We start from the raw sequence: 19,217 nt of genomic DNA on the forward strand, positions 1-19,217 counted from the left end.
TGGGCAGGGGAGGGGGCAGCGGAATTCTTCGGGGCTATCGGACGAAGAGCGTGGCCAACCGGGAGAGCCCATCGGCCCCGTGGCCCGCCTTGAGCCCCTGGTCCAACACCTCCTGGAGCGGCTCCAGGAACATCGGATGCACCCCCTGGTCGCGGAAGGCCGACAGGAAGTTGGGAATCGCGGCGTGATTGACCGTGAGGCTGGAGACGTCGGTGAGATGGCGATCCGCGTCGATCGCCCGTGCTTCCTCCGGGACGGACGCGAGCATGGCGCCGATCCAGGGCACCAGGAGTTCGGAGAGTTCGCCGGCGGGGATGTTCTCCGTCCGGGCGAGTGCGAACGCCTGCATCACCCCGACGATCATGCCGTACATCCCGGTGAGCAGCGCGATGTCATAGAGCGCGGCCAGGCCCGGATCGGTGCCCACGTACCGGGTGTCCCCGAGTGCGGCGAGGGTCGGGCGGTGGGTCGCAAACGCCCGCTCGTCACCGCTGTAGAAGACATAGGCGTGCGGGCCGGAGATCATCTGCGGCACCGCCATGATGCCCCCGTCGAGGAAGGTCGCACCGCGCTGTTCGACCTGTGCAGACAGTTCACGGGCGCTGGCGGGGGTGCCGTTGGTCAGATTGGCGATCGTGCGGCCCTCGATCCCCGCACCGACGCCGTCCAGGACCTCCTGGACCTGGTCGTTCGTGAGCAGGCACAGGACGGTCAGGTCGCTCGCGGCGATCGCCGCGGCGGGGGAGTCGGCGGGCAGTGCCCCCTGGGCGACGAGGGGTCCGGATTTCGCCGCCGTCCGGTTCCAGACGGTGACCCGGTGGCCGGCCCGGAGGAAGGCCGCTGCCAGCGCGGAGCCCATCATGCCGAGACCGAGCACGGACACGGATGCGCTGTGGGAGAGGGCTTCGGAGGCAGGGGACGAGGTCGCGGAGAGCACGGGAAAACTCCTGCTGGGAAGGGGTTGGGGGCGCTCTCGATCCTCGTGGCACCCGTGCCCTGCGACAAGTACCGACTTTCTGGTGGGTACGCACCGAAAGGTGTGGGTCGGCCGACCGGCAGTGGTGATCTCGGGCCGAGGGGCGCACCCTGGAGAGGTACCTGCGGAGGTGATCCACCATGCAGACACTCGTCGGATGGCACATCGAGCTGGAGTTCCAGGAGGAGCACGATCGGACCCGGGCCGCGGCCATGGTGAGACTCGCGGACGGGACCGAGTTCCGCTCGCACGGGCTCGCCCAACGTCACCCGTCGGACCCGGAGCAATTGCGGGTGGGCGAGGAGATCGCCGGGGCGCGGGCGCTGATGGAGCTCGCCTCACAACTGCTCCAGAAGGCCCACACCGAGATCGACGAGGCATCGGGGCGTACGTCCCACATGCTCACATGACGCCCGCCGGGTGATCGGGACGCGCTGTGCACCCGCGGGTGGCGGTCAGCCCCGGGGCGGTGTGTCGCTCGCCCGGGAAGGGGTCGGTCGCGGGCCTACTTCGCGTACGACCCGGTAGGTGGGGGCTCCGGTCATCCGGGGCTCGGCCCTGCCGGCGAGCCCCTTGAGGGCCGTACCGATGGCGGCCATCCGGCCCTCGGTGTCGGATGTCTCCAGGAAGTCGCGGTAGCTGGCCTCGCTCTCCCAGGCGACGATGTTGTAGACGCGGGTGCCGTCGGTGCTGACGTGGAAGCGGGCCGAACGGTAGCCGGGGTAAGAGCTCACCCACTCCTCGATGATCGCTGCGAAGGCGTCCACCAGGGCGGTCTGTGTCTCATGGCCGTCGACGGTGTAATCGATGATCGAGTAGAAGCCGCGGTCAGTGGCCATGCCGGTTCTCCTGAGGTGGGTGGGGTGTTGGTGGGTCTCCCTGAGGAAGAGTGTTGAACCTCAAGAGAAGTTGAGGTCAAGGGGCTTCCACGGATCAACGGATCACGGGCATGCACGAGGCCGCGGCCCCGTGTGGGGACCGCGGCCTCGGTGACGGATGGAGCAGGCCGCTACAGCCGCTCGGGAGTACGGATGCCCAGCAGCGCCATGCCCTGGTGGAGCGTCCGAGCGGTCAGATCGATCAGGAACAGCCGGTTCTCGACGACCTCGGGCGGATTGGCGTCGCTGAGCACCTGGCACTGGTCGTAGAACTTCGTCAGGTGCGAGGCCAACTGGTACAGGTACGCGGCGAGCTTGTGCGGCTCGTACGCGGACGCCACCTCGGCGATCGTCTCCCCGAACCGGTCCACGTGGAGCGCCAACGCCCGCTCGGCCGGGGCGAGTTCCAGCTCGGGGTGGGCCACAGGGGCGGTCGCCCCCGCCCGCCGCTTGATCGACTGGATTCGGGCGTACGCGTACTGGAGGTACACGGAGGTGTCGCCGTTCAGCGACACCATCTGGTCCAGGTCGAACCGGTAGTCCCGGGTCGCCGACGTGGACAGGTCGGCGTACTTGATCGCACCGATGCCCACCTGCACACCGCGCTCGGCGATCTCCGCCTCGGTGAGCTCGCCGCGGGTGTCCTTCTCCCGTACGACCTCGGTCGCATGGTCCACGGCCTCGTCGAGGAGGTCCACCAGCCGGACCGTCTCGCCCTCCCGGGTCTTGAACGGCTTGCCGTCCTTGCCCAGGACCGTGCCGAAGGCCAGTTGGACCGCCTTCACCTTGTCGTTGAGCCAGCCCGCCCTACGGGCCGTCTCGAAGACCATCTTGAAGTGCAGGGCCTGCCGGGCGTCCACCACGTACAGCAGGGTGTCCGCGGAGAGGTTTTGCACCCGGTCCCGGATCGCGGAGAGGTCGGTCGCGGCATAGCCGTAGCCGCCGTTCGACTTCTGCACGATGAGCGGGGTCGGCTTGCCGTCCGGGCCGAGGACGTCGTCGAAGAAGACGCACAGGGCGCCCTCCGAGCGGACCGCGACGCCCGACTGCTCAAGGAAGCGGCAGGTGTCGTCGAGCATGTCGTTGTAGCCGGACTCGCCGACGACGTCCGGGTCGTGGATCTCCATGTCCAGCTTGCCGAAGACCGAGTAGAAGTAGATCTTCGACTCGTCGACGAACCGCTGCCACAGCGCCAGGGTCTGGGCGTCCCCGGCCTGGAGGGCGACCACCCGGTCCCGCGCCCTGGCCTTGAACTCCTCGTCGGCGTCGAAGAGGGCACGCGAAGCCTTGTAGAGCCGGCCGAGCGAGGTCATGGCCTCCTCGCCGGAGACCTCCTCGCCCTGCTTGTGGTCCAACTCGTGCGGGTGCTCGACCAGATACTGGATGAGCATGCCGAACTGGGTGCCCCAGTCGCCGATGTGATGGCGCCGGATCACCTTCTCGCCGGTGAACTCCAGGATCTCCACCATGGCCGCGCCGATCACGGCGGACCGCAGATGGCCGACGTGCATCTCCTTGGCCACGTTCGGCTGGGCGTAGTCGATGACGGTGGTGCCCGCCTGCTCGTCGTACGGCACTCCGAGCCGGTCGTCGGCCGCCCGGGCGGCCAGCGTCTCGACGATCGCCCGGTCGGTGACCGTGATGTTCAAGAAGCCGGGGCCGGAGACCTCGACGTCCCGGAAGAGGTCCCCCGCGGGGAGCGCTTCGACGACCTGGGTGGCCAGCTCCCGGGGGTTGCCCTTGAGCTTCTTGGCGAGGGCCAGGATGCCGTTGGCCTGGAAGTCGGCCCGGTCGCTGCGTCGCAGCAGCGGGTCGGCGGGACCGGCCTCCGGCAGGGCTGCCGAGAGGGCGTCCGCGAGGCGCTGCTGCACGGTCGAAGCGAGGGAGGGGACCGAGGCCATGAGCTTCCGTTCCTGGGAGAGTGGGGGCATTACCGGCTGTCAAGTGTCCCATGGGCACGACGGCGCCCTCCCCAATTTCGGGTGGCTTTGCCGGGGGCGGGTGGACGATGATCGGCAGGCATGCCGGACTGCCTCGGAGCCGGTCCTTCCGTCTGGGACAATGGTGTGCGCCGAGTAATCGAGGGGTTTCGAGAAAGAAGGACGTGCCGACCGTGGCTCAGAGCAGCACCGAGACCGACTGGGTCTCCCGTTTCGCGGACGATGTCATTGCGGAATCGGAACGGCGTGCGCCTGGGAAACCTGTCGTCGTCGCCTCCGGTATCTCCCCCTCCGGCCCCATTCACCTGGGAAATCTCCGTGAGGTCATGACCCCGCACCTGGTCGCAGACGAGATCAGGCGGCGGGGCCACGAGGTCCGCCATCTGATCTCCTGGGACGACTACGACCGCTTCCGCAAGGTCCCCGCGGGCGTCGAGGGCGTCGACGAGAGCTGGGCCGACCACATCGGACGCCCGCTGACGTCGGTACCGGCCCCGCAGGGCTCCCCGCACCAGAACTGGGCCGAGCACTTCAAGGCCGTGCTGATCACCTCCCTGGCCGAGTTGGGCGTCGTCTACGACGACATCAGCCAGACCGAGCAGTACACCGCGGGCGTCTACCGCGAGCAGGTCCTGCACGCCATGAAGCACCGCGGCGACATCGACGCGATCCTGGCCCAGTACCGGACGAAGAAGGCCCCGGTCAAGAAGTCGCAGAAGCCGCTCGACGAGGCCGAGCTGGAGGCCGCGGAGGGCTCCGGCGCGGCGGGCGAGGACGACGGCAACACCTCGGCCGGCTACTTCCCGTACAAGCCCTACTGCGGCAACTGTGACAAGGACCTGACCACCGTCACCGCGTACGACGACGAGAGCACCGAGCTGGTGTACACGTGCACGGCGTGCGGCTTCTCGGAGACCGTCCGGCTGAACGAGTTCAACCGCGGAAAGCTGGTGTGGAAGGTCGACTGGCCGATGCGCTGGGCCTACGAGGGGGTCATCTTCGAGCCGAGCGGTGTCGACCACTCGTCGCCCGGCTCGTCCTTCCAGGTCGGCGGCGAGATCGTCGACAGCATCTTCGGTGGACAGCAGCCGATCGGACCGATGTACGCCTTCGTCGGAATCTCCGGCATGGCGAAGATGTCGTCGTCGCGCGGCGGGGTGCCCACCCCGGCCGATGCGCTGAAGATCATGGAAGCACCGCTGCTGCGCTGGCTGTACGCGCGCAGGCGGCCCAACCAGTCGTTCAAGATCGCCTTCGATCAGGAGATCCAGCGGCTGTACGACGAGTGGGACAAGCTCGGCACGAAGGTGGCCGACGGGTCCGCGCTGCCCGCCGACGTGGCCGCCTACACCCGTGCGGTGGGCACCGCTGCCGGCCCGCTGCCGGCCACGCCGAGGCCCCTGCCGTACCGGACGCTGGCCTCCGTCGTGGACATCACCGCCGGCCATGACGAGCAGACCGTACGCATCCTCCGTGAGCTCGACCCGGCCGACCCGCTGACCTCGCTGGACGAGGTGCGGCCCCGGCTGGATCGCGCCGAGAACTGGATCACCAGCCAGGTTCCGGCCGACGCGCGCACCATCGTGCGCTCGGAGCCGGACACCGAGCTGCTGAAGTCGCTCGACGACGACGGTCGCGAGTCGCTGAGGCTGCTGCTGGATGGCCTCGACTCACACTGGTCCCTGGACGGTCTGACCACGCTGGTCTACGGGGTGCCGAAGGTGATGGCCGGCCTGGAGCCGGACGCCAAGCCGACACCGGAGCTGAAGACGGCGCAGCGCTCCTTCTTCGCCCTCCTGTACCGGCTGCTGGTGACCCGGGAGACGGGCCCGCGCCTGCCCACGCTGCTGCTCGCGGTGGGTGCGGACCGAGTCCGGACGCTGCTGGGAGCCTGATCTCCGCCCGTAGCGAGTGACAGTCGGGGCCGGGTGCTCGTCCTTAGGGAGGAGCACCCGGCCCTTTCTCGTCCCAGCGGCCTGTGGGGTGCGCGGCCAGGGCTCGGCGAGAGCGCTCTTGCCCCCATTTCCACTGCATCCTTCGGCCTATCGCCCATTCCGCCGTGCGCATGACGCAACGGGACCGGGCGCGGGGGACCGTGGAGATATGAAGAACGAAATCCTCCTCACCATCGGCTGGATCGCCGCCATCCAGGGCGTACTCGGAGCGGCGGGCCAGATGTTCGGCGAGAACCCGTGGGGCTTCGTCCATCTCTGGTGGGACATCCCCGTCGGCGGGTACCTCGCGCTCTTCCTGGTGGGCGCGGCCATCGCGTTCATGGGGGAGACGGCACGCAAGAAGGAGAAGGGGTGAAACGGAGGCCGAGCAGTGGACCGGGGTGGGAGACCGTACGGATTCGTCGACGGCCCTTCCGCCTGGGGTGCGACGTCACGGCGACGCGCCCGGAGCGCGACGCCACGGCGGCCGGGTGCGCTGCGCAGTCGAAACGAGACCCCTCCTGGTGACGGTCCGTCCGTCGCCGGGAGGGGTAGCTCAGTCGGTGCGCTGGTGGGTCGGCCGCTGAGAGCCGGCGACTCGACCGCCGATCGCGGGGGCAGCCACTTGCCGGACTTGGTGTGATGCACCGTCATATCGGCGCTGTCCGCGCGCCTCAGGCGATGTGATCGGCGGCCATCTCGGCGTCCATGCGCTGCCGGAACTCCGGCATGGCTTGCCGCAACAGGGCGGCACCCCGAGGGTGGTTGATGCCGTGGGCGTCCGACAGTTGTATGTCGAGCTGTTCGGCGCTCGGGTACTTGCCCAGATCGCGCGAGAGTGAGGCGAAGACTGGATAGGCCGCCTCGTAGAACTCCTGGTCCTCCGCGAGTTGCAGCGCGTCCGGAAGCTCTGCCGGCTCGCTGTCGGCCTCCCGCACCTGGACCTGGACCTGCTCCTGTTCCACGGCGATCGACTCCATCGGCTGCCCGGGCTGCGGAATGGAGTGGTGGGCGGGCTGCTCGCCCTGGTGGCCGTTCTGCTGCTGGGCGGCCGGTGACGGGAGCAACGGGCCCTGGGGGTCCTGGAACTGGACCTGCTGCTGGGCATACATCTGCGGGTGCGGCTGCGCGGTGTAGTCCGATGCCTCTTGGGGCTGGGGGTGACCTTGTGGCTGGGCCTGTGCCTGCGGATGAGCCTGTGCTTGGGGATGGGGCTGTGCCTGCGGGTGCGCTTGCGCCGGGTAGGCCGCCATGCCTTCGGAGCGCTGGCCCGGAATCCCCCCGAGCGGGCGCGTACGGCCGGGACCCGAAGGGACCCGCACCGGTGTGGGCTCAAGCCCCTCGACGTACGTCGGATTGAATGCCTGCTCCGAGGCGTCCTGAGGCATCTGCATGGCGTTGAACCACGGACTGTCGTGAGCGCCCGGCCCGACGTGCTGCGGCGGGACCTCCTCGTACTGCTGCTGAGGATGCTGACCGTCGGCGGTGTCCTGTGCCCTCGGCAACTCGGGCTGGACGGGCGCCGCTGCCGGAGCCTCCAGTGTGGCCTGTGTCTTGGGAGCCGGGGGCAGCAGCACCGGATCGATGCCGGCCGCGGCCAGGCCCGCTGCCGCCGTCTCCGCGAGCGGCACACCGTACTTCGCCAGCCGCAACGGCATCAGCGACTCCACCGGGGCCTTGCGCCGCCAGGACCGCCCGAAGCGGGCCTGGAGCCTCGCCTGGTAGATCAGCCGGTCCTGCTCCAGCTTGATCACCTGCTCATAGCTGCGGAGCTCCCAGAGCTTCATCCGCCGCCAGAGCTTGAAGGTGGGGATGGGGGACAGCAACCAGCGGGTGATCCGGACACCCTCCATGTGCTTGTCGGCGGTGATGTCCGCGATCCTGCCGACCGCGTGCCGTGCGGCTTCGACGGTGACGACGAAGAGGATCGGAATCACGGAGTGCATGCCGACGCCCAGCGGGTCCGGCCAGGAGGCCGCGCCGTTGAACGCGATCGTGGCCACCGTGAGCAGCCACGCGGTCTGCCGCAGGAGCGGAAAGGGAATCCGCATCCAGGTGAGCAGCAGGTCGAGCGCGAGGAGGACACAGATGCCCGCGTCGATGCCGATCGGGAAGACGATGGCGAAATCGCCGAACCCCTTGCGCTCCGCCAGATCCCGCACCGCCGCATACGAGCCGGCGAAACCGATCGCGGCGATGATCACGGCGCCCGCGACCACGACCCCGATGAGTATGCGGTGTGTACGTGTCAGCTGCATTGCGGCCACCGCGACCCCCTCCCCTGTTCGTCACGCGTGCGCATGTGCGGGAAAGGAAGAGGTTCTTGGGCGCATGGGTGAGGAACGCGCGCACAGGAACGCATGTTCCTTTCCGGCCAGGGGCAGGCTACTTGTTGGCGGCCGATACGGCAGTAACGGTCTCCTTCGCCGCGGGCACGGCATCCTTGAGCAGATCGGCCACTGCCGGCGGCTTCGCGCCCGCATAGCCGGTGCCGTTGTACGTGAGCGTGATGAGGATGTTGTCCGTACGCGTCACGATCGTGACGTACGAGAAGTCCACGCCGGTCTTGCGGATTTGGTAGGTCAGAGTGGTGGCCTCTTCGCCGACTCCGGTGGCGGGCGCTGACTTCATGGCTTTTGCGCCCGCGGTGGTGCGGGTCTTGGCTATCTCCTTGGTGTACGACTCCTGGGCGCGCTGCTTGCCACTGGTGGCGAGGGCCGCATCCGACTCGTAGCGCAGGAAAGACACATCGAGCCAGCGGTACTGAGAACCCTTGACGCCCTTGTCTTCGAGGCCGTTCCAGGAGCAACTGGCGCGGACCAGGAGGTCAGTCGAGCGACCGGCCGTGCCCGCAGAGGACTTGGCAGACGGCACCAGCTCCTTGACGGTCTTCGACGGGACCGACTTGCAGGCGTCCGGCAGCTTGGCGAACTTCACCGGGGCGATCACGGGCTTCTTCTCGGCCTCCGGGGTGGCCAGGGGCGCGCCGCCCGAATTGCCGGCCTTCTCCGTCGTCGAGGACTTCTCGGCCTTGGGCTTGCTGTCCGGGTCCGACGAGCAGCCGGAGGCGACGAGCATCACCGGGACGGCTGCGCAGGCGAGTATGCGGGCGAGTCGCGGGGCTGTTCGGTGCATGGTTCCTTCAGTCGTGGGTCGTACGGTCTTCGGTTGTCCGCCGGGCCGGCCGAAGCGATCCGGCCGGCGATGCCACCGTACGCGGATCGTGCGCATCGGCGGTGAGCCTGTGGACAACACGGACAGTGCCTGTGGACGAGCGGGCTCCTCGTTCCGTTCGTCGCCGCGGCGGTCAGTCGTTGAACTTCTTGACCAGGTTCTTGGCCAGACGCTGGGCCTTTTCCTGGAGTGAGGCGCTGTCGGGGGTGACCGTCAGCTGGCCCGACTGTTCGGTGTACACCACCGTCGCGATGACGTTCGATGTGCGGAACACCACGCTCACGGTGCGCCGCTGTGCGGTCGATCCGGCGCCGGGGGAGGCGAGGTCGTCGTCGAGGTACGCGGCGTCACCGAGTCCGTCGAGGACGCGCGACCCGAGGACGGTGGCCTGGGACGTGGGATCGCTGGATGACGGGCTCGTCCCGGGTGTGGAGGCCGCGGTGGTGGCCGATGGCACGGATGACGGCGATGAGCCTGATGACGGCGAAGACGCTGAGGGGGCGGGTGGGGCACCGGGGACGGCCGCCGCGAGTTGCTTCTTGGCGAAGAGCTCATGTGCCCGGTCCTCGTCGCTGACGGCCGGGTCGTAGGACACGACGCGTTCGAAGTCGAGGCTCAGGCTGTGCGAGGCGTCGGAGTCGTCGGACTTCCAGGCGCAGCTGACTCGTCGATCGGTGTCGAAGGTACTGCCGGCGGTACCGCGGAGGACCTCCCGCTGTCGCTCGTCGGGCAGTTCGGCGGCGCCGGGCAGAAGGTCTTTCAGCGCGGATCCGCCCACCGAGCCGCACGGTTCGAAGAGGGTGCGGTACTTGCCTGGCTGGGCGACCGCCTTGGTCCCGGTGCCCGCCTTGGCGTCGGTGGTGGAACCGGAGGCTCCGTTGTCGGAGGTGCAGCCGACCGCGAGTACGGCGAGGAAAGCGGCTTGGAGCGCCGCCGCCCGCCCCGACCGGGACGCCTGCGTCCTGCGGCGCGATACGTACGCCCTTGCCTCCGGGCGGGGTGCGTACGCCTTTCGTTGCACGGTCCCAGGCTCCCTTCGAGCGGAAAAGCTGTTGCCGCGTGACGGCGGCCGATGGACACAATGTCTATCGCACACGCTGCCGTGGATGTCGATTCGCTGAGGTTTTCGCGGGCATTGGCACCGGTTTTGCGTTTCAATGACTTTGAAGGTATTTCGGGGGGTTTGGGGAGCTATGTCTTATGTAGAAATGCCGGGTGCGAAGGTTCCCATCCGCATCTGGACCGATCCCGCCACCATTGAAGACGTCGCGATGCAGCAGTTGCGGAACGTGGCGACGCTGCCGTGGATCAAGGGCCTGGCCGTGATGCCGGACGTCCACTACGGCAAGGGCGCCACGGTCGGCTCCGTCATCGCCATGAAGGGTGCGGTCTGCCCCGCCGCGGTCGGTGTCGACATCGGCTGTGGAATGTCGGCCGTGAAGACCTCCCTCACCGCCGATGACCTGCCCGATGACCTCTCCCGACTGCGTTCCAGGATCGAGCAGTCGATCCCGGTGGGCCGTGCTCTGCACAACGAGCCCGTCGATGTCGATCGGGTGTTCGGCTTCAATGCGCAGGGGTGGGACGACTTCTGGAGTCGCTTCGACTCCGTGGCCGACCCGGTCAAGTTCCGCCGAGAGCGGGCGGCCAAGCAGTTGGGCACGCTCGGGGGTGGCAACCACTTCGTGGAGTTCTGCCTGGACGAGACCGGCGCTGTCTGGCTGATGCTGCACTCCGGTTCCCGCAACATCGGCAATGCGCTCGCCGAGCACCACATCGGCGAGGCCCAGAAGCTGCCGCACAACCAGGGGTTGGTCGACCGTGACCTCGCGGTCTTCATCGCGGAGACCCCGCAGATGGACGCGTACCGGAACGATCTCTTCTGGGCGCAGGAGTACGCGAAGCACAATCGCGCCATCATGATGGGGATCTTCCAGGAGGTCGTCCGCCGTGAGTTCCGCAAGGCGCGTGTCACCTTCGACGAGGTCATCTCCTGCCACCACAACTATGTGTCCGAGGAGCGGTACGACGGGATGGACCTGCTGGTCACCCGCAAGGGCGCGATCCGTGCCGGCAGCGGCGACTACGGCATCATCCCCGGTTCGATGGGCACCGGCTCCTACATCGTCAAGGGCCTCGGGAACGAGAAGTCGTTCAACTCGGCCTCGCACGGCGCCGGTCGCAAGATGAGCCGCAACGCCGCGCGGAAGCGGTTCACCACCCGGGATCTGGAGCAGCAGACCCAGGGCGTCGAGTGCCGCAAGGACGCGGGTGTGGTGGACGAGATCCCGGGGGCGTACAAGTCGATCGAGAAGGTCATCGACCAGCAGCGCGACCTGGTGCAGGTCGTGGCGAAGCTCAAGCAGGTCATCTGCGTCAAGGGGTGAGGCGCCGGGCTGATCGAGCACCCCGCCGGTGCGTCCGGTGCTCGACCAACCGCGGACACCTCGCCGATCGGGGGAGGCCGGGACGACCCGTGGCCGTGGAGGTCTCCACGACCGCGGGTCGCCCGGCTGTTCTGTGCCCCAGGGGTCTCGCGGTCCGGGCGGTGGCTCAAAGCTCCCGGTGGACCTTGGAATTCGACGCCTGGGCGCGCGGGCGGACCACCAACAGGTCGATGTTGACGTGTGCCGGGCGGTTGACCGCCCAGCTGACGGTGTCCGCCACGTCATCGGCGGTCAGGGGCTCGGCCACCCCCTCGTACACCTTGGCCGCCTTCTCCGTGTCGCCGCGGAACCGGGTCGTGGCGAACTCCTCGGTCTTCACCATGCCCGGAGCGATCTCGATCACCCGGACCGGGGTGCCGACGATCTCCAGCCGTAGGGTCTCGGCCAGAACATGGGCGCCGTGCTTGGCGGCGACATAGCCCGCGCCGCCTTCGTAGGTGCCGTGACCCGCGGTGGAGGTGATCACCACGACCGTGCCGTTGCCGCTGGCGGTGAGCGCGGGCAACAGGGCCTGCGTGGCGTTGAGGGTGCCGATCACATTGACCTCGAACATCTGGCGCCAGTCGGCGGGGTCTCCGCTGGCCACCGGGTCCGCCCCCAGCGCTCCGCCGGCATTGTTGACCAGCACATCGACCCGGGCGAGGCCGGCCGCGAAGGCGTCGACGGCCGGTCGGTCGGTGACATCCAGGGGGTGGGCCGTGGCCTGTCCGCCCGCGGCGACGAGTTCGTTGAGAAGGGCTTCGAGACGGTCCTTGCGACGGGCGGTGAGGACGACGTGATAGCCGGCCTGAGCGAGTTGCCGCGCGGTGGCCGCCCCGATGCCGCTGCTGGCGCCGGTGATGACGGCGACGGGCGTGGAGGGGGTGCTGGCGGTGGTCATGTTCCTGCTCCTCGCGCAAGTGATCGAACCCGACTGCCAGGATAGGCAGCGCCCCGGGCGAGGCCGGTCGTCAGCGTCGCCGTGGTGATCGTCAGCGTCCCCGTGGTGCGTACATGATCAAAGCCATGCCCGCCAGGCAGATCAGGGCTCCCAGGACGTCCCAGCGATCGGGGCGGTAGCCGTCCGCGACCATTCCCCAGACGATCGAGCCGGCGACGAACACCCCGCCGTAGGCGGCCAGGATGCGGCCGAACTCCCCGTCGGGCTGGAGGGTGGCCACCACTCCGTAGGCGCCCAGCGCGATCACACCGGCGCCGATCCAGATCCACCCGCGATGCTCCCTGATGCCCTGCCAGACGAGCCAGGCCCCGCCGATCTCGAAGAGGGCGGCGACGACGAAGAGGGCGATCGAGCGAGCGACGAGCATGGCGTCAGCCTGCCACGCACAGGGCCCGGGACGCGCCGAACTGAGGGACTATCAATACGATAAACCCTCAAAAAGGTATCTTCTTCACCATGTACGCCAAACGTCAGATGCTGCTCACGGTCTCCGCCGTGCTCGCGGCCGGGGTGATGGTCGCCGGTACGGGAGTCCACTCCGCCGGAGCGGAGGACGTGGTGCCCGAATCGGACCTCGCCCACCACGGCCATGTGTCCCTGACCGACGGCCGACTGAGGATCTCCCTCGTCTCGACGAACCTCGGCCCCCGGGGCGTCGCCGACTCCACCGCACGGCTCGCGCTCTCCACCCCCCTGGCGGGTGCGCAGTCCCTGCCGCACGGATGCCTGCGCTCCGGGGAGCGCGAGGTGCTCTGCACCACCGGGCCGCTCCGGGCGAACGGTGCCGGCTACCGCAGGGTCCTCCACCTGCGCACCGCGGACGAACAGGACGAGGTGATCGTCACCGTCGGAACCCGCTGGAACGGCGGTGTGCCCGACCCTGACACCGGCAACCACGAGCACGACGTCCTGGTGCCGGCCACCGGAGACCCCTACGCGTTCTAAGCGCTACGCCGCCTCGCCCCCGAACTCCCGGACCGCCTCGTCCACGATCGCCACCAGCCTGGAGTGGTGGGCGCCGCGCCAATAGGCCCTGCCGCACGCGGTGCACTGGGCGAAGACGTCATAGTTCCGCTGCGTCCCCTGCTGCAACTGGTCCTGCACGGCGTCCTTGTCGGCCGGCGCCAGCCGGCCGTTGCAGGCGGTGCAGCGGGTCCACGGCGCCAGGACCGGAGCGAATCGTTCCAGTACATCCCGCAGTTGCTCATCGGGCCTGTCGCTGTAGACGTACCCCCCGGCCCAGAGCTCCCGACGGCGCAGCAGCCCGCGGTCCCGGGAGAGCATGACCCGCTTCTCCCGCGCGGAGAGCGCCGCCAACGCGGGATCGCCCATGTCCTCGTTCTCGTAGGCCGCATCCACGCCGAGCAGCCGCAATCGGCGGGCCAGCGTGCCGAGATGCACATCGAGCAGGAACCGCAGCGGCGCGCCCGGGATCTGTTGCGGGCGGCTGACTCCCAACACCTCCACGCGCTCACCCGCGGTGGGTACGTGGGAGACCGCGGCCTCCACCCCGTCGACCAGGATCCGGCCCGCCTCAGTGAGCGGCACCCCCAGCGATTCGATGACATGACCGAGGGTGGACGAGCCATCGGTGACCAGTGCCGTTTGCCCCTGTCGTCGACCCGAAGGCACAAAGATCCGCAGCTCAGGAGCGACGGTCAGCTGAATTTCCGGTCCGTTCACCCGGGCAGCATGCCATTGCCGAGGCCGCCGTGGCATGTGTGTTATCGAGCGGTCGAAGGGCCGTCGCCCGCGAGGTGGGGCTGTTGGAGGTCGAGCCGCCAGTCGTTCACCTGGAGGGGATGGCCCGGCGGGTACTCCACCTCGCACTCGCCCATCGCCGTGAATCCGACCTTTCGGCACACGGCGTTCGACGCGTCGTTCAGCACGCTGGGAAAGGCGTGGAGATAGCGGTTCCGACGCTCGGCGCGGGCCGCCTCCACCACTGCCAGCGTCGCCGCGGTGGCCGCCCCCCGCCGCTGGAACCCGGGGAGGACCGTCCAACCCGTCTCATAGACCTGCTCCCCGTGCCACTGCTGCTCCCAGAAGCCGATCGTGCCCATCGGCTCGCCCGTCGCGGCGGACACGATCCGATACATCCGGCCCTTGCCGGTGGTGTCCGCGCTCAGTTGGAGATAGCGGAGGTGGCGCGCCACGACCTGCTCATCCGATTCGGAGCCACCCAGATGGCTCATCAACTCCGGCGCGTTCGCAGCGCGGAGCAGATTGAGATCGCCCTCGGCCCATGCCTCGATGTGTACCGCCGCAGTGCTGTTGCCCATGGCCCCACGGTAGAAGCACCCACTGACAGTGCTGAAGAACACCGTCCACGACAACACCCGTCAAAGCGGATGAAGTGCGTTACCTGTACGCATATCGCATTCAGGGGGAGCAGGCAGAGGGGCGCCGCGGGCACGTGCGGTGCTTGTCAGAGACCGCGGGCACGTGCGGTGCTTCGGAGGGCGTACGGCGCGCCCGGCCCTACGGCGTTGCGTCGATCGACGCGCAGAGGGAGGCCGATAGAGGCATCGACGAGGCACCGACGACGGCGGTCAGCAACCGGCGCGGTCAGCCAACAGAGCAGCCACCACAGTCACGGCCACCACCGGTCACGGCCACACCAGGCAGTACGGCTGGTGTCCGGCCTCGTGCAGCCTATGGCTGAAGTCCTGCCATTCATGGAGGAGTCGGTACACGGTGAATGCGTCTCGGGGCCCGCCCCGATCCGGCACCGTCGACCAGATGAAGGCGGCCGCGCCCACGGACTCCTCGCCCAGGTCGCGCAGCGGATCCACCACGGTCATCGGGAGCTTGACCACCGCGTAGTCCGGGTGGAGGACCACGAGCTCCAGCGGGGGGACCTTGTTGAGCGGCATGCCCTGGATACCCATCAGCACCATGGCGGCTATGGTCTCCGGCTTGATCTTGGTGAACAGCCCGCCCATGCCGAGTTCGTCTCCGCCGAGCTCCTCCGGGCGCATCGATATCGGCACCCGGGCAGCCGTGGCCCCATCGGGCGCGCCGAAGTACTTGTAGGTCACCCCCACCCGGCCGCTCCTGCCTCCTGCGGCATCCGCGTCCGCGTCGCCTCGTCGGTGCCTGCCCCGACGGGCAGGGTCAGGGCCCAGGTCGTCAGTCCCCTCGCCCAGTCCGCCACCGCGATACATATCTCCACCCGACCACTCGCAGCCCCCGCCGCGCAACCCGATCATCGTGACAGTGACCTCCCCCACGAGCGTCAGGTGAAACACCTGTCCGTGAGGAACACCGTGGCCTCTGACACCATGGATTCCGTGAGCCTTCCCTGTGTCGTCCCAGTTTCGCAGATACGAGGAGGGTGATGCCCTTTCGTCATACGAGGAGATCGCGCTCCCTGCTCACCCGTGGCCGAGATCATCCGCCCCGGTCACCCGAACCCCCGAATCGTTAGATCAGGACCAACGTGGCGTATTCATACGAAGCTCCAGTTTCGCAGGCGCTCTTCGACCGTGCGTCCCTCGTGACGCCCGGCGGCGTCAACTCTCCCGTGCGGGCCTTTCGAGCCGTGGGCGGTACGCCACGGTTCATGGTGTCCGGCACCGGCCCCTACCTCACCGATGCGGACGGCCGCGAGTACGTCGACCTCGTCTGTTCCTGGGGGCCGATGATCCTCGGCCATGCCCATCCGACCGTGATCGAGGCCGTTCACGCGGCGGTGGCGCGCGGTACCTCCTTCGGTACGCCCGGTGAGGGCGAGGTCGCGCTCGCCGAGGAGATCGTCGCCCGGGTGGCCCCCGTCGAGCAGGTGCGACTGGTCTCCAGCGGTACGGAGGCGACGATGTCGGCGATCCGGCTCGCCCGTGGCTACACCGGTCGGGCCAAGGTGGTGAAGTTCGCCGGCTGCTACCACGGACACGTCGACGCACTGCTGGCCGCGGCCGGTTCCGGGGTGGCGACGTTCGGACTGCCGGACACCCCCGGTGTCACGGGTGCCCAGGCCAGCGAGACCGTCGTCCTCCCGTACAACGACCTCGAAGCCGTACGGCAGGCGTTCGCCGCACACCCCGGGGAGATCGCCTGTGTGATCACCGAGGCGTCGCCGGGGAACATGGGCGTGGTGCCGCCGCTGCCCGGCTTCAACCAGGGACTGAAGGACCTCTGCCGCGAGAACGGCGCGCTCTACATCTCCGATGAGGTGATGACCGGATTCCGCACCAGCAGGGCGGGCTGGTTCGGCGTGGACGGAGTCGAGCCCGATCTGTTGACCTTCGGCAAGGTCATGGGCGGCGGCTTCCCGGCCGCCGCGTTCGGGGGCCGTGCCGAGGTCATGGCCCACTTGGCTCCCGCCGGTCCCGTGTACCAGGCGGGCACCCTGTCCGGGAACCCGGTGGCGACCGCGGCGGGCCTGGCCCAACTCCGACTGCTGGACGAGGCCGCGTACGAGACGGTCGATGCGGTCTCCGCGCAGATCCAACGACTGGTCGTCGACGCGCTCAGCAAGGAGGGCGTCGCGCACCGGCTCCAGAACGCGAGCAACATGTTCTCCGTCTTCTTCACCGCGGACGAGGTGCGGAACTACGAGGACGCCAAGCGCCAGGAAGCCTTCCGCTTCAATGCCTTCTTCCACTCGATGCTCGCCGACGGCGTCTATCTGCCGCCCTCCGCCTTCGAGTCCTGGTTCGTCTCCACGGCCCATGACGAGCGGGCGATCGAGCGCATCGCCGCCGCCCTGCCCGCCGCCGCCCGGGCCGCCGCGGAGGCCGCGGCATGAGCGGCGTTGACAGTACGAGAGCGGGGCACGGCGGCTCCGGGGGGAAGGCCACCACCGTCGTCCATCTGATGCGGCACGGCGAGGTGCACAATCCGGACGGCATCCTCTACGGCCGCCGGACGGGCTACCACCTCTCCTCGCTCGGTCGGCAGATGGCCGACCGCGTCGCCGAAGCCCTCGGGGATCGTGACGTCACCCATGTCGTCGCCTCCTCGCTGGAACGGGCGCAGGAGACCGCACTGCCGGTCGCCAAGAGCCACGGCCTCGCGGTCGGTACCGACGACCGGCTCATCGAGGCCGGCAACGTCTTCGAGGGCAAGACCTTCGGCGTCGGGGACGGCGCACTGCGCAGACCCGCGAACTGGCGCCACCTGACCAATCCGTTCCGCCCCTCCTGGGGCGAGCCGTACATCGAGCAGGTGGTGCGGATGATGGGGGCCCTCAATGACGCGCGGGACGCCGCCCGCGGTCATGAGGCGGTCCTCGTCAGTCATCAGTTGCCGATCTGGATCGTCCGCAGCTTCGTCGAACGGCGCCGGCTGTGGCACGACCCCCGCCGGCGGCAGTGCACCCTGGCGTCGCTGACCACCTTCACCTACGAGGGCGATCGCATCGTTTCGGTCGGATACTCCGAACCGGCACGTGATCTCGTACCGCCGCACCTACTCGCCGGCGCCAAGCCGGTGAAGGGGAAGTCGAAAGCATTCGGTGCGTAGCTCTCCGTTAGTTTCGAGGTCGTTCTCGGGATTTTCGCCGAGGAGTTCCACGTACTCCCTGACGCCTCCTCATAAATGAAGGAGCCGGTTCCTGGAACCGGCTCCTTCTCTGTGTCCTCTCCCTCAGTAGCCGGTATTCGGCCGGCGATCAGTAAATCGGGGGGCTCTCCTTCGGGAGGGCGTGTGGACGGGATCGATATGCGGGACATCAGTCGAAGGAGCGTGCTCGGCGCGGGACTCGGTGCCGCTGCCGTGCTGGGAACGGCAGGTTGTGGCGCTCTGGGCCTCGGTGGGGACGGCGGGGCCACAGGGGACGGCGGGACGGTGGGCAGCAGTAAAGGGCCCAAGGTCCCCAAGGGGCGATTGATAGGCGACGGCTCCACATCGGATACCGGAAAGCAACCGAACCAGCCGCCCCCGCCCGTACCGCTGGAGCCCGGTCAGGCCCCGCCGCAATTCGTGATCTTCTCCTGGGACGGTGCGGGAGAGGTCGGCAATGGACTGTTCCCGCGCTTTCTCGATCTCGCCAAGGAGTACGACGCGGGAATGACCTTCTTCCTCTCCGGGATCTATCTGCTTCCGGAGTCCAAGAAGTCGCTCTACCGACCTCCGAACAATGCGGTCGGCGCATCGGACATCGGCTATCTCGCCGACGAGAACATCAAGAAGACGCTCGGCCACATAGGTCAGGCATGGCTCGATGGCCATGAGATAGGAACCCACTTCAACGGGCACTTCTGCGGCGGCTCGGGATCGGTCGCCAACTGGACACCCGCCGACTGGGAGAACGAGATCGAGCAGGCCGAGTCCTTCGTCACCCGTTGGCGCACCCACAGCGGCTGGGACGACCTCGACCCCCTGCCGTTCGACTACGGCAAGGAGCTCATCGGCGCCCGCACGCCCTGTCTGCTCGGACAGGAGAAGCTGCTCCCCACCGCCAGGAAGCTCGGTTGGCGCTATGACGCCAGCTCACCCGGCGGGCGACAGGTCTGGCCCACCAAGCGGGAGGGCCTTTGGGATCTGCCGCTCCAGGCGGTCCCGTTCCCCGGGTACTCCTTCGAGGTGCTCTCGATGGACTACAACATCATGGCCAACCAGTCGCAGAACTCGACGAAGGGCCCGCCCGAGCACCATCCGCGGTGGAAGAAGCAGGCGATCGGCTGCTACGTCAACGGCTTCCGCCGGGCCTACGAGTCCAACCGTGCACCGCTGTTCATCGGGAACCACTTCGAGCAGTGGAACGGCGGCATCTATATGGATGCCGTGGAGGAGGCGGTCAAGGCCATGGCCGGGAAGAAGGACGTACGACTGGTCTCCTTCCGGCAGTTCTGCGACTGGCTCGACGTCCAGGACCCCCAGGTGCTCGCCAAGCTCCGCGGCCTCGACGTGGGTCAGGCGCCCGCCGGTGGCTGGAGTGCCTTCCTTAGGGCTGCTTGATAAGGGGTTTTTATGTGCCTTCCGG

The 19,217-nt window shown here is 68.3% G+C and carries 19 protein-coding genes; 8 read left to right on the forward strand and 11 right to left on the reverse strand.

Features of this window, described 5'->3' with window-relative positions; genetic code table 11:
* Positions 1 to 34: 34 nt before the first annotated feature.
* The gene (locus tag OID54_RS21910; RefSeq protein WP_329021923.1) at positions 35 to 937 is read right to left on the reverse strand and encodes an NAD(P)-dependent oxidoreductase; all 903 of its coding nucleotides are present in this window, start codon (positions 935 to 937) and stop codon (positions 35 to 37) included.
* Between the two features lie 179 nt (positions 938 to 1,116).
* On the opposite strand from OID54_RS21910, the gene OID54_RS21915 reads away from it, so the two are divergent.
* Positions 1,117 to 1,386: a DUF1876 domain-containing protein gene (locus OID54_RS21915; protein WP_329021925.1), complete on the forward strand. Its 270-nt coding sequence runs from the start codon at positions 1,117 to 1,119 to the stop codon at positions 1,384 to 1,386.
* A gap of 45 nt (positions 1,387 to 1,431) precedes the next feature.
* Here the strand turns inward: OID54_RS21915 and OID54_RS21920 are convergent, their stop codons facing one another.
* Both OID54_RS21920 and argS read right to left on the reverse strand, forming a co-directional pair.
* Entirely contained in the window at positions 1,432 to 1,815 is a 384-nt protein-coding gene (locus tag OID54_RS21920) for an antibiotic biosynthesis monooxygenase (RefSeq protein ID WP_329021927.1), read from the reverse strand.
* 170 nt (positions 1,816 to 1,985) lie between these two features.
* Entirely contained in the window at positions 1,986 to 3,755 is a 1,770-nt protein-coding gene (gene argS, locus OID54_RS21925) for an arginine--tRNA ligase (protein ID WP_329021929.1), read from the reverse strand.
* Between the two features lie 203 nt (positions 3,756 to 3,958).
* On the opposite strand from argS, the gene lysS reads away from it, so the two are divergent.
* Together lysS and OID54_RS21935 are read left to right on the forward strand one after the other, a co-directional pair.
* Positions 3,959 to 5,689, forward strand: a complete 1,731-nt coding sequence (gene lysS, locus OID54_RS21930) for a lysine--tRNA ligase (protein WP_329021931.1) — start codon at positions 3,959 to 3,961, stop codon at positions 5,687 to 5,689.
* Between the two features lie 208 nt (positions 5,690 to 5,897).
* On the forward strand, positions 5,898 to 6,104 hold the full coding sequence (locus tag OID54_RS21935) for a hypothetical protein (RefSeq protein ID WP_329021933.1): 207 nt from the start codon (positions 5,898 to 5,900) through the stop codon (positions 6,102 to 6,104).
* A gap of 298 nt (positions 6,105 to 6,402) precedes the next feature.
* Here the strand turns inward: OID54_RS21935 and OID54_RS21940 are convergent, their stop codons facing one another.
* From OID54_RS21940 to OID54_RS21950, 3 genes are all read right to left on the reverse strand, one after another.
* Positions 6,403 to 7,995, reverse strand: a complete 1,593-nt coding sequence (locus tag OID54_RS21940) for a DUF2637 domain-containing protein (RefSeq protein WP_329021935.1) — start codon at positions 7,993 to 7,995, stop codon at positions 6,403 to 6,405.
* Between the two features lie 118 nt (positions 7,996 to 8,113).
* Positions 8,114 to 8,863 carry a DUF3558 domain-containing protein gene (locus tag OID54_RS21945; protein ID WP_329021937.1) on the reverse strand — a complete coding sequence of 250 codons (750 nt, stop codon included), beginning with the start codon at positions 8,861 to 8,863 and terminating at the stop codon, positions 8,114 to 8,116.
* A gap of 172 nt (positions 8,864 to 9,035) precedes the next feature.
* Entirely contained in the window at positions 9,036 to 9,923 is an 888-nt protein-coding gene (locus OID54_RS21950) for a DUF3558 domain-containing protein (protein WP_329021940.1), read from the reverse strand.
* A gap of 172 nt (positions 9,924 to 10,095) precedes the next feature.
* On the opposite strand from OID54_RS21950, the gene OID54_RS21955 reads away from it, so the two are divergent.
* Complete coding sequence (locus OID54_RS21955; RefSeq protein ID WP_329021942.1) at positions 10,096 to 11,289, forward strand: RtcB family protein; 1,194 nt, start codon at positions 10,096 to 10,098, stop codon at positions 11,287 to 11,289.
* Positions 11,290 to 11,455: 166 nt separating this feature from the next.
* Here the strand turns inward: OID54_RS21955 and OID54_RS21960 are convergent, their stop codons facing one another.
* On the reverse strand, positions 11,456 to 12,229 hold the full coding sequence (locus tag OID54_RS21960) for an SDR family NAD(P)-dependent oxidoreductase (protein WP_329021944.1): 774 nt from the start codon (positions 12,227 to 12,229) through the stop codon (positions 11,456 to 11,458).
* A 91-nt stretch (positions 12,230 to 12,320) separates the two neighbouring features.
* Positions 12,321 to 12,656: a YnfA family protein gene (locus tag OID54_RS21965; RefSeq protein ID WP_329021946.1), complete on the reverse strand. Its 336-nt coding sequence runs from the start codon at positions 12,654 to 12,656 to the stop codon at positions 12,321 to 12,323.
* Positions 12,657 to 12,745: 89 nt separating this feature from the next.
* Between OID54_RS21965 and OID54_RS21970 the strand changes: the two genes are divergently transcribed.
* Entirely contained in the window at positions 12,746 to 13,234 is a 489-nt protein-coding gene (locus tag OID54_RS21970) for a hypothetical protein (RefSeq protein WP_329021948.1), read from the forward strand.
* A 3-nt stretch (positions 13,235 to 13,237) separates the two neighbouring features.
* Here OID54_RS21970 and OID54_RS21975 read toward each other — a convergent pair whose 3' ends face one another.
* The 3 genes from OID54_RS21975 to OID54_RS21985 form a co-directional block, all read right to left on the reverse strand.
* Positions 13,238 to 13,972: a Mut7-C RNAse domain-containing protein gene (locus tag OID54_RS21975; protein ID WP_329021951.1), complete on the reverse strand. Its 735-nt coding sequence runs from the start codon at positions 13,970 to 13,972 to the stop codon at positions 13,238 to 13,240.
* A 41-nt stretch (positions 13,973 to 14,013) separates the two neighbouring features.
* Complete coding sequence (locus OID54_RS21980) at positions 14,014 to 14,571, reverse strand: GNAT family N-acetyltransferase (protein WP_329021954.1); 558 nt, start codon at positions 14,569 to 14,571, stop codon at positions 14,014 to 14,016.
* 327 nt (positions 14,572 to 14,898) lie between these two features.
* Positions 14,899 to 15,456 (reverse strand): hypothetical protein, encoded by a 558-nt coding sequence (locus OID54_RS21985; RefSeq protein WP_329027701.1) that lies wholly within the window; start codon positions 15,454 to 15,456, stop codon positions 14,899 to 14,901.
* Between the two features lie 275 nt (positions 15,457 to 15,731).
* Here OID54_RS21985 and hemL point away from each other — a divergent pair, with 275 nt between their 5' ends.
* The 3 genes from hemL to OID54_RS22000 all read left to right on the forward strand — a co-directional run bounded on the left by hemL (position 15,732) and on the right by OID54_RS22000 (position 19,192).
* Complete coding sequence (gene hemL / locus OID54_RS21990) at positions 15,732 to 17,039, forward strand: glutamate-1-semialdehyde 2,1-aminomutase (protein ID WP_329021956.1); 1,308 nt, start codon at positions 15,732 to 15,734, stop codon at positions 17,037 to 17,039.
* Positions 17,036 to 17,755 carry a histidine phosphatase family protein gene (locus OID54_RS21995; RefSeq protein ID WP_329021958.1) on the forward strand — a complete coding sequence of 240 codons (720 nt, stop codon included), beginning with the start codon at positions 17,036 to 17,038 and terminating at the stop codon, positions 17,753 to 17,755. The genes hemL and OID54_RS21995 overlap by 4 nt, the downstream gene beginning before the upstream one ends.
* A gap of 198 nt (positions 17,756 to 17,953) precedes the next feature.
* On the forward strand, positions 17,954 to 19,192 hold the full coding sequence (locus OID54_RS22000; RefSeq protein ID WP_329027703.1) for a hypothetical protein: 1,239 nt from the start codon (positions 17,954 to 17,956) through the stop codon (positions 19,190 to 19,192).
* Positions 19,193 to 19,217 lie beyond the last annotated feature (25 nt).

Origin of the sequence: Streptomyces sp. NBC_00690, assembly GCF_036226685.1 — a bacterium.
GTDB lineage: Bacteria > Actinomycetota > Actinomycetes > Streptomycetales > Streptomycetaceae > Streptomyces.